Source organism: Staphylococcus simiae, assembly GCF_017357005.1.
GTDB classification, from domain to species: Bacteria; Bacillota; Bacilli; order Staphylococcales; family Staphylococcaceae; genus Staphylococcus; species Staphylococcus simiae_A.
This window is the reverse complement of record NZ_CP071589.1, coordinates 2242001-2257297: the sequence shown is the minus strand read 5'-3', so window position 1 is coordinate 2257297 and position 15297 is coordinate 2242001. Positions and strand designations below refer to the sequence as shown.

15 protein-coding genes are annotated in these 15297 nt (G+C 31.7%); 9 read left to right on the top strand and 6 right to left on the bottom strand.

The features are described from left to right. Positions 1 to 70: 70 nt before the first annotated feature. Positions 71 to 1033: a YdcF family protein gene (locus J3R86_RS10500; RefSeq protein WP_207517238.1), complete on the bottom strand. Its 963-nt coding sequence runs from the start codon at positions 1031 to 1033 to the stop codon at positions 71 to 73. Between the two features lie 208 nt (positions 1034 to 1241). Here J3R86_RS10500 and J3R86_RS10495 point away from each other — a divergent pair, with 208 nt between their 5' ends. From J3R86_RS10495 to J3R86_RS10485, 3 genes are all read left to right on the top strand, one after another. Then, on the top strand, positions 1242 to 1697 hold the full coding sequence (locus J3R86_RS10495; protein WP_207517237.1) for a MarR family transcriptional regulator TcaR: 456 nt from the start codon (positions 1242 to 1244) through the stop codon (positions 1695 to 1697). A 191-nt stretch (positions 1698 to 1888) separates the two neighbouring features. After that, complete coding sequence (locus J3R86_RS10490) at positions 1889 to 3271, top strand: membrane-associated protein TcaA (RefSeq protein ID WP_207517236.1); 1383 nt, start codon at positions 1889 to 1891, stop codon at positions 3269 to 3271. A gap of 184 nt (positions 3272 to 3455) precedes the next feature. Continuing rightward, the gene (locus J3R86_RS10485; RefSeq protein ID WP_207517235.1) at positions 3456 to 4670 is read left to right on the top strand and encodes a putative multidrug effflux MFS transporter TcaB; all 1215 of its coding nucleotides are present in this window, start codon (positions 3456 to 3458) and stop codon (positions 4668 to 4670) included. A gap of 91 nt (positions 4671 to 4761) precedes the next feature. On the opposite strand, the gene J3R86_RS10480 is transcribed toward J3R86_RS10485, so the two are convergent. Continuing rightward, positions 4762 to 5313: a TetR/AcrR family transcriptional regulator gene (locus tag J3R86_RS10480; protein ID WP_207517234.1), complete on the bottom strand. Its 552-nt coding sequence runs from the start codon at positions 5311 to 5313 to the stop codon at positions 4762 to 4764. Positions 5314 to 5436: 123 nt separating this feature from the next. Here J3R86_RS10480 and J3R86_RS10475 point away from each other — a divergent pair, with 123 nt between their 5' ends. The 3 genes from J3R86_RS10475 (at position 5437) to J3R86_RS10465 (ending at position 8999) form a co-directional block, all read left to right on the top strand. Then, positions 5437 to 6084, top strand: a complete 648-nt coding sequence (locus J3R86_RS10475; protein WP_002464943.1) for an HlyD family secretion protein — start codon at positions 5437 to 5439, stop codon at positions 6082 to 6084. 12 nt (positions 6085 to 6096) lie between these two features. Then, positions 6097 to 8073, top strand: coding sequence for an MDR family MFS transporter (locus J3R86_RS10470; protein WP_207517233.1), 1977 nt, complete (start codon positions 6097 to 6099; stop codon positions 8071 to 8073). A gap of 347 nt (positions 8074 to 8420) precedes the next feature. After that, on the top strand, positions 8421 to 8999 hold the full coding sequence (locus tag J3R86_RS10465; protein WP_207517232.1) for an LPXTG cell wall anchor domain-containing protein: 579 nt from the start codon (positions 8421 to 8423) through the stop codon (positions 8997 to 8999). A gap of 138 nt (positions 9000 to 9137) precedes the next feature. On the opposite strand, the gene J3R86_RS10460 is transcribed toward J3R86_RS10465, so the two are convergent. Further along, the gene (locus tag J3R86_RS10460) at positions 9138 to 9779 is read right to left on the bottom strand and encodes a hypothetical protein (RefSeq protein ID WP_207517231.1); all 642 of its coding nucleotides are present in this window, start codon (positions 9777 to 9779) and stop codon (positions 9138 to 9140) included. Positions 9780 to 9984: 205 nt separating this feature from the next. Between J3R86_RS10460 and J3R86_RS10455 the strand changes: the two genes are divergently transcribed. After that, entirely contained in the window at positions 9985 to 10905 is a 921-nt protein-coding gene (locus J3R86_RS10455; protein WP_207517230.1) for an alpha/beta hydrolase fold domain-containing protein, read from the top strand. A gap of 75 nt (positions 10906 to 10980) precedes the next feature. Here the strand turns inward: J3R86_RS10455 and J3R86_RS10450 are convergent, their stop codons facing one another. Then, complete coding sequence (locus tag J3R86_RS10450) at positions 10981 to 11388, bottom strand: hypothetical protein (RefSeq protein ID WP_207517229.1); 408 nt, start codon at positions 11386 to 11388, stop codon at positions 10981 to 10983. Beyond that, positions 11388 to 11876 (bottom strand): thioesterase family protein, encoded by a 489-nt coding sequence (locus J3R86_RS10445; RefSeq protein ID WP_207517228.1) that lies wholly within the window; start codon positions 11874 to 11876, stop codon positions 11388 to 11390. Before J3R86_RS10445 ends, J3R86_RS10450 begins: the two co-directional genes overlap by 1 nt. Before the next feature lie 94 nt (positions 11877 to 11970). Here J3R86_RS10445 and corA point away from each other — a divergent pair, with 94 nt between their 5' ends. Together corA and fni are read left to right on the top strand one after the other, a co-directional pair. Further along, positions 11971 to 12918, top strand: coding sequence for a magnesium/cobalt transporter CorA (gene corA / locus J3R86_RS10440; RefSeq protein ID WP_207517227.1), 948 nt, complete (start codon positions 11971 to 11973; stop codon positions 12916 to 12918). Between the two features lie 30 nt (positions 12919 to 12948). Continuing rightward, positions 12949 to 13998, top strand: a complete 1050-nt coding sequence (gene fni / locus J3R86_RS10435; RefSeq protein WP_207517226.1) for a type 2 isopentenyl-diphosphate Delta-isomerase — start codon at positions 12949 to 12951, stop codon at positions 13996 to 13998. Between the two features lie 84 nt (positions 13999 to 14082). Here the strand turns inward: fni and gltS are convergent, their stop codons facing one another. Then, the gene (gene gltS / locus J3R86_RS10430; RefSeq protein ID WP_207517225.1) at positions 14083 to 15291 is read right to left on the bottom strand and encodes a sodium/glutamate symporter; all 1209 of its coding nucleotides are present in this window, start codon (positions 15289 to 15291) and stop codon (positions 14083 to 14085) included. Positions 15292 to 15297 lie beyond the last annotated feature (6 nt).

Here is a 15297-nt window from a genome sequence, read left to right as displayed (position 1 = left end):
AGTCAGTCTTGTCGGGGTGGGATAGAAATAATTTGTTATGAAACAATTATTTCTATCCCACTCCGTATTGTTATAGCCAAGGTTTCAACATACTAATAATAAATAATGTTGCGAAGTATAACGTTAATAATAATTTATATTGGTACATCACTCCGAGAAAATCTTTAACTAACACAGGGAAGAAAAAATGATAGGGTGTATGACTACCAATACCTTTGGTCTTAACTCCTGATTTTTGAGCGATACGTAACGCGCGTAATATGTGGAACTGACTCGTAACACATATCATGTTAGGCATTGTGATGAAACGTTGTGATAGAATGACTTGTGATTGACTAAAGTTAGTATAGGTATTTGTGGATTGATTCTCCATTATTATATCTTCAGGCTGAACGCCTTGTTTAATTAGGTAGCGTTTCATTGCCAGTGCTTCTGATATCGGTTCATCAGGACCTTGTCCACCAGATACAAGGATATAAGTTTGATTTACTTGCTGTTTATAAATGGCTAAAGCTCGATTTAAGCGGTAACGTAACATTGGTGTAACATCTTCGGTAAATATGCCAGCACCAAGTACCATAATTAAATCCACTTCTTTAGTAAAAGACATTTTAGCATACGCAGATGTCCAAACTAAATAAATAACAAAAGACAAAACAGCACTCACGGCAATCATAGTAATCCACAGAAATAAGCTATTGATAACCAAAATAGGACTCGTACTAATATACGCGCAAGCACAAGTGAAAAGTATAAAACGATAGCCAAAAAGTAGTGATTGTGCAACAAATCGACGTCCTACATGATCAGCAAAGACAACTTTATGCTTAAAAATTAAATATAAGCATAACAAAAATATGATACATAATAACGTAAATGGTATGTTATTCATAATGAGCGAGTATATTAAGCTGATATATATCAACACAATCACACTGATATAATATGTTAAATTCAAAGTTATAGTACGATTTAACAATATGGGGAACACAATACTAAATATAATTATAGATAAGAGTATAGACCCTATCATTTACTCACCTCACGAACAATAAAAGATAGATATAAATGTAGCTTAAATTAAATATTTAGGCAAGCGTATTAGTAGTAAAGATTTATATATTAACTTTGTTAATCTATAATATTATTTGTTGCAATTTTAATATATAATTAGTAGTGACATCATTTTTAAATTCGAATTATAATTTTTTTATAAAAATAACGCTACAGGGAGAATAATAATGGTAAGACGAATACATGACCATATTCAATTTTTAGAAAAATTTATAAATAATATAAATGCACTAACAGCACAAATGCTTAAAGACTTACAAAACGAGTATGAAATTTCATTAGAACAATCGCATGTGTTAAGTATATTACATAGTGAACCGTTAACGATTAGCGAAATAACTGAGCGACAAGGGGTTAATAAGGCTGCAGTGAGTAGACGCATAAAAAAATTAATCGATGCTAATTTAGTAAAGATAGATAAACCTAAATTAAATGTTGATCAACGTTTAAAGTTTATTGCGCTCACTCCAAAGGGCCAAGCATATGTTGATGAACGTAACGCAATAATGAATAATATTGCTAATGATATAACAAATGATTTTGAAGATGAAGAAATTGAAAATGTCAGATATATTTTGGAAGTAATCAATAAACGTATAGAAGCATATAATTTGAACGATTAGTTGTGTTTAAAGATAAGACTAAATGTGTATTTATAAAGGACTAGCCTCCTACGTATAATATAACTATATGAAAAATTTCGCATATCAGTATTTCTGAATGTTTGATAAAATATATAATTATAATAGAATGCTAATAATATTTAATATTTAAAACTTACTGTTCAAATAGAAAGGGAAATCGAGGTGTAACTATGAAGTCCTGTCCAAAGTGTGGCAAACAAGTTAAAGATGAACAAAATTCATGCCCACAATGTGGACATCAATTTGACAGTCAACCTACACTATATAGAAAATCTTCAGATAATGAAGTGCTAACTGGCAACTTGCAATTAAGAAAAATAGTGCCATGGGCTATCGGCTTATTTATTATTATTTTATTAATTATTTTATTCTTATTATTGAAGAACTTTAATTCTCCCGAAGCACAATCGAAAATTTTGGTGAATGCTATTGAGAACAATGATAAACAAAAAGTAGCTACTATTTTAAGTACTAAAAATAATAAAGTTGATTCAGAAGAGGCAGAAGTATATATTCAATATATCAAAGATGAAGTGGGCATAAAACAATTTGTGAATGAACTTGAAGACAGTGTACATAAATTGAATAACAGTCATACTAGTGTAGCTTCTTATATTAAGTCGAAATCTGGTCAAAATTTATTACGAGTAAGTAAAAATGGCACTAGATATATTTTCTTCGATAATTTGAGTTTTTCGGCACCTTCAAAACAACCTATTGTTAAGCCAAAAGTCAAAACAAAATATGAGTTCAAATCAAATGGTAAGAAAAAAGTTGTTATTGCCGAAGCGAATAAAACAACACCTATTGGTAATTTTATTCCAGGTAACTATCATATTCCAACAACTAAGACGACAGACAATGGTGTCTTCTCTGGGAGCTTGAATTTTGACTTCAAACAAAGTAATTCTGAAACTGTAGATGTTACTGAAGACTTCGATGAAGCAAATATTAATGTTACTTTAAAAGGTGATACTAAGTTATCCGATAAATCGAAAAAAGTAACCATCAATGATAAAGAAATGGCCTTTTCAAATGCTAAAAGTTATGGACCTTATCCACAAAGCAAAGACATTACAATTTCAGCATCCGGTAAAGCCAAGGGTAAAACATTTACAACGCAAACCAAGACAATTAAGGCGAGTAATTTGAAAGGTAATACTGAAGTAACGTTATCTTTTGATAGTGAAGATATTAGTGATTATGTTGCTAAAAAAGAAAAAGAAGAAAATAGCTTAAAAAATAAATTAACACAGTTCTTCACTGGGTATTCAATGGCTATCAATTCAGCATTTAGCGAAGATAATTTCAATTTTATTTCTACCTATTTAAAGAAAGATACAACGTATTATAATAGTATGAAGAAAAATGTTTCTCAAGGTAACACGATAGCTATTAAATCACCAGAAGTCATTGATGTTGAACAAAAAGGTAACACGATAAAAACAACATTACAATTAATTGATGATAGTGGACAAGTGGTTAACAACCAATATGAATTAGAACACAACGCACAAGATCGATTACAGTTAGTAAAAAAGGTTGACGATTAATATCAAGATAACAATCCTTTCTGAAGTGAAGATGAAATCACTTTGGAAAGGATTGTTTATGTTAGAATGACTTATAAATATTTTAGTGAAAAAGGATGTTTTATTAAACGTATTTTGTTATATAATAGGGACATTGTTTAAATGGAAAACAAAAATAAAAGACAACGGAAAAGGTGGTTGAGAAATGGATGACTTAACACATTTTAATAAAAAGTCACCTATTTTTATTATTATATTAGGTGCACTAACAGCTATAGGTGCATTATCAATTGATATGTTCTTACCAGGATTACCAGACATTAGACATGATTTTGACACAACTACATCAAATGCTCAATTAACATTGTCAATGTTTATGATAGGTTTAGCCTTCGGTAACTTATTTGCTGGACCTATTTCAGATTCAATTGGACGTAAGAAGCCTCTTGTCATAGCAATGGTATTGTTTACGTTAGCTAGTTTTGGAATAATTTTTGTAGATAATATTTGGGTTATGGTTTCACTTAGATTAGTACAAGGTATTACAGGTGGCGCTGCATCAGTGATTTCAAGAGCAATAGCTAGTGATATGTATAGTGGTAATGACTTAACGAAATTCTTAGCCTTGCTGATGCTTGTTAATGGAATAGCTCCAGTAATTGCACCTACATTAGGCGGAATTATATTGAACTATTCAGTATGGCGCATGGTGTTTGTTGTATTAACTATATTTGGTGTTTTAATGGTAATTGGCTCCGTATTTAAAGTACCTGAGTCTTTAAATTATAACCAACGAGAACAAGGTAATGGCATTAAGACTATGTTTAGTAATTTTAAATCATTATTGATGACACCTAGATTTTTATTACCCATGCTGATTCAAGGTGTAACATTCGTATTACTGTTCACATATATTTCTGCATCACCTTTTATCGTTCAAAATATTTATCATATGAGTGCATTACATTTTAGTTGGATGTTTGCATTTATTGGGTTAACTTTAATTGGTTCAAGTCAGCTTATTGGATTATTAGTAGATTATATTGAACAACATCGTTTACTAAGAATTATGACAATTATTCAAGTGATAGGTGTGATATTAGTTATATTTTCATTAATCAATCATTGGAATTTTTGGATGCTGTTAATTAGCTTTATAATATTAATTGCTCCAGTAACTGGTGTTGCTACGCTTGGATTTTCAATTGCGATGGAAGAAAGTAAAAAAGGACGCGGAAGTTCATCAAGTTTACTTGGCTTAGTACAATTTCTATTCGGAGGAATTATGTCACCGCTAGTAGGTATTGATGGTGAAGCAAGTGCCACACCGTATATTATCATTATTGCTATTACAGCAATTGTGTTAGTCATATTACAACTACTTAACTATCGAATTTTTAAAGATAAACTTAAAGTTTAATCATATTAATAATAAAAGCACTATTATTTGATTAAGTTGGCCTTTGGAGAAAGAAGGTCTTAACTCAATGTCACAATAATAGTGCTTGTTGTTATTTTTGTAATTTAATTGTATTTAATAGTAGAATATCGGCTACCTCTTCAGGAGATTCTTGACAACCATTGGACAACCAGTTGACAAAGACGCCGGCTTGCCCACCAATAATATAAGTAACAAATAAAGATTTATTTGTTACTTTAGTGCTATAGTCAGTAATAATTTGTTGATAATAATCACGTGCTGAATCAATATAAGCGATGAATAAGTTCTTCATTGGATAAGTCACTAAAATATCTTTGAAAAATTGTTCATTACGTTCAATATATTTAGCTATAATAATGAAGAATTTATATAATTTAAATTTATCCTTTTTGATGTTATCAAAGTTATCATGTAACAAACGTAACAAATGATCAAACTTTTCTTTGTGGTTAGAGTTAATCGTATCTAATAAGTCATATTTATCTTTATAATGATCGTAAAAGGTTGATCTATTAATGTTGCAATAAGCACAGATCATTTTGGTTGAGATTTCTTGGAATGGATAATCTGCCATTAAGTCAACAAGAGCATTTTGTATTTTAATTTTGGCTTGTCGTTTCATAATTGTTACACCTTTGTGAAGTTTAACCAACAATTTCGAAAAAATTGTTGGTGTTTTTTTCTAAAATATATCTCTATAATATATAAAGTGAATTTTAAAAGCAAATAGTAGGAGGAATTATTCATGAAGAAGATGATATTAATTAATATCATTACAATTGTTGTTTTAATTGCAATAGGAATCGCAGGTTTCTATTTCTGGAATAATGCAACAAGTTATGTAACGACTGATAACGCAAAAGTAAGTGGCGATCAAATTAAAATCGCTAGCCCAGGTGCTGGACAAATCAAATCATTAGATGTTAAAGAAGGCGACAAACTAGATAAAGGTGATAAAGTCGCAACTGTTTCAGTACAAGGTCAAGATGGCCAATCAAAAGATGTAGATCTTAAAATGCCAAAAAGCGGTACAATCGCTAAACTTGATGGTATGGAAGGTTCAATGGCACAAGCTGGAACACCAATCGCATATGCTTATAATTTAGATGATTTATACGTTACTGCTAACGTAGACGAACAAGATATGAAAGATGTTGAAGTAGGTAAAGACGTAGATGTAACTATCGATGGTCAAAAAGCTACTATTAAAGGTAAAGTTGACAATGTTGGTAAAGCAACAGCTGCAAGCTTCTCATTAATGCCATCATCAAATAGTGACGGAAATTACACTAAAGTATCACAAGTTGTACCAGTTAAAATTTCTCTAGATTCTGAACCATCTAAACAAGTTGTTCCTGGAATGAACGCTGAAGTAAAAATTCATAAAAATTAAGGGGGTCATTAAATGACAGCGACCTTCATTATTGGCTACATTGTATTAGCGCTCATTCTTGTTGGTATCGTAAACTTTGTTATGACGAGATCAAAACGCAAAGCTAAAAACCAACAACAGGAACAACAAACGGCAGAGAATTCTGGACGTCAAACAAAACAATCTAAATTTAAAGCCAGTGATTTAGAACAAACTTCAACAACGAAGCATAGCGATACAACAGATCAAGAGCGTGCAGCGCATATTGAAGATGATAAAAGTAAAAAAGAATTTGGTCTAAATGACACAACACGTCGTTCAGATAATGATCAACAAGAACGACAATCATTCACAGAAGCTGATAAAGCCAATCAAACAGATGAACAGGATGACGCTTTTCCAGAAAAGAATCCCAATTCTGAAGAATATAAAGTGAATGAAAAAATAAAAAAAGAACATAAAAATTATATCTTTGGTAAAGGTATTTCAAGAGGGAAAATACTTACTGCATTATTATTCGGTATGTTTATCGCTATCTTGAATCAAACGTTATTAAACGTGGCTTTACCAAAAATAAATACAGAATTCAATATTTCTGCGTCAACAGGACAATGGTTGATGACAGGATTCATGTTAGTGAATGGTATTCTAATACCAATCACAGCATATTTATTTAATAAATACTCTTATCGTAAATTATTCATCATTGCCTTAGTATTATTTACAATTGGGTCATTGATTTGTGCGATTTCAATGATCTTCCCAATTATGATGGCTGGTCGTATTTTGCAAGCAATTGGTGCAGGTATTTTAATGCCTCTTGGTTCAATTGTTATTATTACGATTTATCCACCTGAAAAACGTGGTGCAGCCATGGGTACGATGGGTATAGCTATGATTTTGGCACCAGCAATTGGTCCAACATTATCAGGTTATATTGTTCAGAACTATCATTGGAACGTTATGTTCTATGGTATGTTTGTTATCGGTATTGTAGCTATTGTAATTGGTTATGTATGGTTTAGATTGTATCAATATACAACTAATCCAAAAGCAGATGTCCCAGGAATCATCTTTAGTACTATCGGCTTCGGTGCATTATTATATGCATTCTCTGAAGCTGGTAATAAAGGTTGGGGTTCAGCTGAAATTATTTCATTCTTTACTATTGGTATCATTTTCATTATTTTATTTGTAATAAGAGAATTGAGAATGAGAGCACCAATGTTAAATTTAGAAGTATTGAAATTCCCAACATTTACTTTAACAACTGTTATTAACATGGTTGTTATGATGAGTTTATATGGTGGTATGATTTTACTTCCAATTTATTTACAAAACTTACGTGGTTTCTCAGCATTAGATTCTGGTCTGTTATTGTTACCTGGTTCATTAGTGATGGGCTTAATGGGTCCATTTGCAGGTAAATTATTAGACACCATCGGTCTTAAACCACTTGCCTTATTCGGTATTGCAATTATGACGTATGCAACTTGGGAATTGACTAAGTTAAATATGGATACACCATATATGTCAATCATGGGTATTTATATCCTACGTTCATTCGGTATGGCATTTATTATGATGCCTATGGTAACAGCAGCAATAAATGCGTTACCATCAAGATTAGCATCGCATGGTAATGCTTTCTTAAACACAATGCGTCAGTTAGCAGGGTCAATTGGTACTGCAGTATTAGTAACAGTAATGACTACTCAAACTACGCAACATTTATCAGCATTTGGTGAAGAATTGGATAAAACAAATCCAGTTGTTCAAGATCATATGCGTGAATTAGCTGCACAATATGGTGGCCAAGAAGGTGCCATGAAAGTATTACTGACATTTGTTAATAAACTTGCAACTGTTGAAGGTATTAATGATGCATTCATTATCGCAACTATCTTCAGTATCATTGCACTTATTTTAAGTTTATTCTTACAAAGTGGTAAAAAAGCCAAAGCAACTGCTCAAAGATTAGAAGCACAGTCTAGTGTCGATCATGAATAATTCAAAAATAGATAAGTAATCATATTGAAGTGTGACAAAAAATTGTGTTGTGGGGGCATGATTTTTAAGGCGTCGGTAGCTTAAACAGTTATCGATGCTTTTTTTGTCGTTATTTTTTAGTTTTCTGACAGAGAAATTTTGCTACCAAAAGAACTTAAATCTGTTAAAACTAGGCATTTACTATTCATTTATTTGTACTAATAATTAGTCACTTTGTGAATAAGTTTGATTGATTATGATTGATAAAATATAAGTTTTGCAAAATACTTTTTAAAGGGTCAATAAGTGTCCTGATGGCTATTTATAATTAAGCTTGTAAGCTATTAAATGTAAAGGGGACTTTTAAAATGAAAAAGAGAAATGTATTAGGAACAACGGCTTTAGCAGGGGTATTGTTATTTACTGGAGTAGGGCATCAAGCACATGCAGCAGAGAGTGGCGTAAATGCAGGTAATGCTGTTAATATTGCTAATGAAGTATCAAGAGCCCATGGTGCACAACCAGAATATATATCTTACGATCAACCAGTGGATAAAGGAAATTATTATTTTATTAGTTATGTGAATAAATCAGGTGTAGGTGTTGGTGGTACTAGAGTTTACAAAGATGGTACTGTTGAATCGTCATCAGGAATGTATGCTTCTATGGACCAACGTCAATTTGATAAGTATGGTAAGTATGAGTTTGCCAATGAACAATCGCCAGCACAGTCGAATGTCGCACCACAACAAACAGATAACCAAACAGTTAATAATCAACTAGCTACACAAACGACTACTCAATCACCAGTACAATCAACGGTTCAAGAATTACCACAAACTGGTGAACAACAAACAACTACAACTTGGATGACACTAGCTGCATCTGTATTGTTAGCTGTAGGTTCATTATTAACATTTAAACGATTTGCTAAAAACACTAAATAATATGAAATGATTTTTCTAATGCACGATTTACTCCTAACGTTGAATCTACCAATTTCAATGTTAGGAGTTTATTATTTTGACAATAAAAATACAGCCATTGCATTGCAACAGCTGTATTAGCATAGATGAAGTAAGTTATTATTGTAATTTTAATTTACGGTTACGGAAGAATAAACTGATGACAATTAATGCAATACTACATCCTAGTAAAATAATACCGTTGTGTATTGCATCAGCTTCTGTAATCACTTGCTGTGGTGACACACTGATATAATATTGTTTAAAGGATTCAGCAATTTTTTGAGCCAGTGTCTTAATAATATAACTGAAATATAAAGTAATGACTAACATTATTGCTAATGAAAATATATTCAAGACTTTTAATACCGTACGATTAAAGATGATTGTTAAAATAGTAATAATTAAACTAACGATACATAAAATGAAGAATGCATTAAATACCATAATTAAACGATCAAGTGATTGTTGTAAATCGCCAACATTACCAAGATTAATGTTTAAATTACCAATATTAGTAGTGGTATCTTGAAAATGCTTTAGACCATCGAAATTGACTGGTTTATTAGCAAAAACAATATTAAAAATGGGTTGTTTCCACATACTGTAACCAGCAATAGCAGTTAAAACAAGAACGATAATTTGGATAATTAAACTTACCCATGATCTTTTTTTCTTAGGTTTGTAATTAGCTCGATAAGCGATAGGTTGTTGTTGATATTGGTTATTATAAGGTTCATTTGGTTGATTTGTATATGACATTAAATAGTGCCTCCTATGCAGATTATTTTCATTAATTATCAAGATAATGTTATCTCTGTTATAATGATGAAAAATCACCTGTTAAATGTAGTCTTTATCTTAGTTAAGATAAAGAGAATATCTTCTACATTATATACTTTTTTAAGTTGAGAATGTAGGGGGTTAATGAAGATGATATTAAAAATAGAAAAGGTAGGTTAGTATATTGTTTAGAAATAGAGTCATGAGTAACGTTGTGAATAAATACATACTGCATAATAGATCCATCAAATTTAAAGATGATAAAGATGTAGAAACTTTTTTTAATAAACGTAAACTTGAAAATCAAAAAAAGCATAAACAACCCTCTACATTAAATGTTAAAGCCAATCTTGAAAAGTTATCACTAGATGATATGAAAGTATTTCGTTTTAATTTTAGACATCAAGTAGATAAAAAAATATTATATCTTCATGGAGGATTTAATACATTACAACCGTCACCTTTTCATTGGCGCTTATTAGATAAAGTGGCTTTAAGTACATTATATGAAGTTGTCATGCCTATCTATCCTAAGACACCTGAATTTCATATTGATGATACTTATAAAGCTATTCAACAAGTTTATGACCAACTTGTATCAGAAGTAGGTGCTGAAAATATTGTTGTTATGGGGGATGGTAGTGGTGCGTCACTTGCATTAGCATTCGTGCAATCGTTAATTGAGCGAGGGCAACAAGTTCCTAATAAATTATATTTGATTAGTCCTATTTTAGATGCAACATTATCCAATAAAGAAATTACTGACGATTTAATTGATAAAGATGTTATTTTAAGTCAATTTGGTGTTAATGAAATTATGAAAAAATGGGCTGATGGCTTACCATTAACTGATAAAAAAGTTTCGCCTATTTATGGAGAGTTGAAAGGTTTACCGCCTGTATACATGTTCGGTGGTGGTCGAGAAATGACACATCCAGATATGAAATTATTTGAGCATTTAATGGAACAACAACACCAATTAATACATTTTTATGATTATCCTAAAATGGTACATGATTTCCCGATTTATCCTATTCGTGAATCACATAAAGTAATTAAACAAATTGCTAATTCTATTGATGAATCTGTAATACAATCAGATTAATATTATATCCCTTGAGTTTGATAATAGATTTGAAGTGTATCGTTATCAAACTCAGGGGATTTTAAATTTGGTTAATTAAACATGATCACTGATTATAGAATTAATATGTGTGATGATAAAATATTGACCTTTAATATTATAAAGATCCGTCAAAAACTGATCAAACTGGCGAGGTATATCTTGTAATTGAGCAAATTGATGTGTTTGTTTGTAATTAGCATTGGTAATAGCTTGTTGAAGTGTATCATAACGCGGTAAAAATTCGTCATCTTCAAGTTTCAACTCTAATAAAGTCATAATATTATCTATAGCTTGTTTCTGACCTTGAATATACGCCATATGTGTACCACGTTTTAATATTTGATGGGCAGGACCATTAATAAATAAATCTTTAGCTGCATTGATTTCTGATAATTCGTATTTAACATCATCAAATAAATCTAATAATTCAATTTGTAAGTGTTGTTGTAATTCTTCTGTCATTAGAACTGCTCCTTTTTGGGTATACCTATTTGATGGCCTAATTGTTTGGGCCATGACATAGTTGGTTGTGACTGAAAATATTGTTCTATTTGCGTCAAATAAGAAGTTGGAAACTTATCAGAGCGTCTCGTTCGTTGATTAATTCCCATCATCATTACCTCATTAGTTGCCGCTAATGTCCCATCTTGTTTCGACATGGTTAAAAATAGATGCAATCTTTTATGGTCATAGTCATAAATATAAAGTGTGATTGTAATATGTTCATCTAATGATACTTCAGATAAATAAGATGTATGTTCTTCTAAGGTGAATAATGTATATTGTAGTGAATCACGTTGCTCTAAAGATAATCCGTGCGCATAATTAAAATCATTAATCACTTCACTAAAAATAATATTATAATATGCGTCATGCATATGGTTGTTATGATCTATGTCATGTTCTGATACTTGTCGTGTCGTTGAATAAAGTTGATTGATCATCATCATCTCCTTTTACATATCATACTAAATTAAATAGTGACATACACGTAATAAATTTCGTGATAAAATATAAAGGTATATTTGATAGGGGGAAGGCTGTATGGGCATAACAATACGGTATCAAACTGCAACGACACCATTTAAAGAATTGACACAAACGCAAGAAGTACCGGAAGACGCAACAATTATTTGGTATGACTTTGAGGCACCAAGTGAAGAAGATAATCATTGGTTAAAATCACATTTTAATTTTAATGATTTGGAAGTTGATGATGCAATCAATGGTATACCTAGGGCAAAGTATAAATCATATGATAATTACCAATATGTTGTTTTTCATAGTATTATCAATAATGATTATTCCCCAATCGCCTTAAATATTTTTATCGAAGGGAATACTTTAGTGACGTATCATCATTATGCAATGCAGTCTTTAGACAAGGTGGTAAATATCTATAGTCATAAACTTGATCCAGAACTTGATTGTGCTGATGTCGTTATTCTAATCTTAGATATGATGGTCGATAAATACTTTAGCTTTGTCTATAATATTGAGGAAAAAGTCTATAATTTTGAAGATAGACATGTAGATGACCGCTTCAATAAGACGGTTATGGATAATGTATTCCAATTACGTTCAGACTTAATAAAAGTTAAACGTGTACTCTTTCCAATGCAAGAATTAATTGATACGATGAAACGTAATGGTGATTTAATCGTGGATGAAAAACATTCTTTATATATACAACACATTGATGATCACCTTATAAAACAACGAAATATTATTAGAACGGCACAAGAAATGACGAATGAAATAAGGGAAAACTATGAATCCTATACGTCGTTTAGAATGAATAATATTATGCAAGTTTTAACCTTAGTTTCTGTTATTTTCTCGCCATTGACTTTTATAGCAGGTATTTATGGTATGAACTTTGATAATATGCCTGAACTGAAGTGGCATTACGGTTATTACATATGTTTAGCATTAATGTTGATGATCACTGTGCTATTGGTACTTTATTTTAAACGCAAAAAATGGTTCTAAATAATAACACTACAAAAGGTAGGTCTTAATATGAGTGATACACAAAGAGAACAACGTAAAAATGAACATGTGGAAATTGCTATGTCACAATCTGATGCACCACTTTCAGACTTTGATAAAGTAAGGTTTGTTCATCATTCTGTTCCTTCAATCAATGTTGCAGATGTTGATTTAACTTCAACAACAACGGATTTAACTATGGACTATCCTGTTTATATTAATGCAATGACAGGTGGTAGTGAGTGGACAAAAAATATTAATGAAAAGTTAGCAGTGGTTGCTAGGGAAACTGGATTAGCTATGGCAGTGGGATCTACACATGCAGCACTTAGAAATCCACGTATGGCTGAAACTTTTACGATTGCACGTCAAACTAATCCCAATGGCATTATTTTCAGTAATGTGGGTGCAGATGTTCCAGTCGATAAGGCGCTTGAAGCGGTTGAGTTACTGGAAGCACAAGCATTGCAAATTCATGTAAACTCTCCTCAAGAACTAGTTATGCCAGAAGGAAATAGAGAATTTTCTACGTGGTTAGATAATATTGCAGAAATTGTTGGTCGTGTGACTGTCCCTGTTATTGTGAAAGAAGTGGGCTTTGGTATGAGTAAAGAATTAGTTAATGATTTACATCAAATTGGTGTTAATTATGTTGATGTTAGTGGCAAAGGTGGTACTAATTTTGTTGATATTGAAAACGCACGACGTGCACAACAAGATATGAGTTACTTGTCATCATGGGGACAATCAACTGTTGAATCATTACTTGAAACTACAGCATATCAAAAGAGTGTCAATATCTTTGCTAGTGGTGGTTTACGTACACCATTAGATGCAGTCAAAAGCTTGGCACTTGGTGCTAAAGCTGTTGGTATGTCTCGCCCATTTTTAAATCAAGTAGAAAATAATGGTATTGCGCATACTGTTGAATATGTTGAAGCGTTTATTGAACATATCAAAGCAATTATGACTATGCTAAATGCACAAAATATTGATGAACTAACACATAAACCAATGGTCTTCAGTCCAGAGTTGATATCTTGGATTGAACAACGAGGATTAGATATTCATCGTGGATAAATAACAGAACCGTTCTTATCGTATGATGGCAATGCCACGATAAGAACGGTTCTTTGTTATGTTAAATACCTATTCAATTTGACTTTAACTAAACCATTGAATAAAGCCCATAATAACTACAACGCCAACAAGGTCAATAAGAAAGGCTCCAACGATGGGTACAACGAGGTATGCTTTCGGTGAGTTACCGTATTTCTTCGTAATAACATCTAGATTAGCCATAGCATTAGGTGTGGCACCTAGTCCATGACCTATAAAACCACCAACCATTACAGCAGCATCATAATCTTTTCCTAAGCCTTTAAATAGTATGAAGATGGCAAATAAAATCATAACAACGACTTGAACAAGCACAATGATGACTAAAGGTATAGCTAAGGCATAAATTTCAGTGAGTTTAATACTCATTAATGCTATGGATAAAAATATACCTAAAGAGACGTCGCCGATTTGGTTAGTCATTTTTAAATCAACAATATTAACATTAAAGCTTTCAGAGACGTTACGTACGATAACAGCAATAAATAGTGAACCTACATACATTGGGACGTTAATACCAGTATGTTCTGTAAATAAGTTACTAAAATATGTTCCAACAGCCATACAAAATACTAAAATGGTAAATTGAATGAAAAATACTTGTGTCCCATCGTATTTATGATGTAACTGTTGATTATACTCTACTTGGCTGTAGTCTTTAAATGTATCATCACGATGTTGTGGTTTTAAATCATAGCGTTTAATCAAGTATTTGACTACAGGTCCACCGATCAAACCACCAAAGACAAGGCCGAGTGTAGCTGCTGCTAATGCTGCAGTAACTGCAGAATCAATGCCTAAATCTTGAATGGTCTTACCGTATGCAGCAGCATTACCATGACCACCCTCCATTGACATGGATCCAGCAGTCAAACCAAGTAATGGTTTAATATGTAATAGTTTAGCTAGTGATACCCCTACAATATTTTGAATAACTGACATGATGGCACAAAAGAAAAAATATAATAATAAAACTTTGCCACCCAGTTTAAATAATTTTAATGAGGCTCCTAAACCAATTGTAGTGAAGAAAGCTAGCATAAAGAAATCTTGTATAAAGGATGCATTTAATTTAATCGTCACAATATTAAGTGAATCTAAGACTGCAACAATAATCGCAAAAATCAAACCACCGATGACAGGTGCAGGTATACATATACGCTTTAATACAGAAACATGATTAACAATTGTTTGGCCTAGTAAATATAGCAAACAAGCTAAACATAATGTTGTAATTGCATCTAGTTCTATCATAGTAAT

Excerpts from the sequence above, each read along its gene's own strand:
- J3R86_RS10490 (WP_207517236.1), top strand. The coding sequence starts at position 1,889 with ATGAAGTCCTGTCCAAAGTGTGGCAAACAAGTTAAAGATGAACAAAAT.
- J3R86_RS10470 (WP_207517233.1), top strand. The coding sequence starts at position 6,097 with ATGACAGCGACCTTCATTATTGGCTACATTGTATTAGCGCTCATTCTT.
- J3R86_RS10495 (WP_207517237.1), top strand. The coding sequence starts at position 1,242 with ATGGTAAGACGAATACATGACCATATTCAATTTTTAGAAAAATTTATA.
- J3R86_RS10460 (WP_207517231.1), bottom strand. The coding sequence starts at position 9,779 with ATGTCATATACAAATCAACCAAATGAACCTTATAATAACCAATATCAA.
- J3R86_RS10445 (WP_207517228.1), bottom strand. The coding sequence starts at position 11,876 with ATGATGATGATCAATCAACTTTATTCAACGACACGACAAGTATCAGAA.
- J3R86_RS10475 (WP_002464943.1), top strand. The coding sequence starts at position 5,437 with ATGAAGAAGATGATATTAATTAATATCATTACAATTGTTGTTTTAATT.
- gltS (WP_207517225.1), bottom strand. The coding sequence starts at position 15,291 with ATGATAGAACTAGATGCAATTACAACATTATGTTTAGCTTGTTTGCTA.
- J3R86_RS10450 (WP_207517229.1), bottom strand. The coding sequence starts at position 11,388 with ATGACAGAAGAATTACAACAACACTTACAAATTGAATTATTAGATTTA.
- J3R86_RS10480 (WP_207517234.1), bottom strand. The coding sequence starts at position 5,313 with ATGAAACGACAAGCCAAAATTAAAATACAAAATGCTCTTGTTGACTTA.
- fni (WP_207517226.1), top strand. The coding sequence starts at position 12,949 with ATGAGTGATACACAAAGAGAACAACGTAAAAATGAACATGTGGAAATT.
- J3R86_RS10485 (WP_207517235.1), top strand. The coding sequence starts at position 3,456 with ATGGATGACTTAACACATTTTAATAAAAAGTCACCTATTTTTATTATT.
- J3R86_RS10500 (WP_207517238.1), bottom strand. The coding sequence starts at position 1,033 with ATGATAGGGTCTATACTCTTATCTATAATTATATTTAGTATTGTGTTC.
- J3R86_RS10465 (WP_207517232.1), top strand. The coding sequence starts at position 8,421 with ATGAAAAAGAGAAATGTATTAGGAACAACGGCTTTAGCAGGGGTATTG.
- corA (WP_207517227.1), top strand. The coding sequence starts at position 11,971 with ATGGGCATAACAATACGGTATCAAACTGCAACGACACCATTTAAAGAA.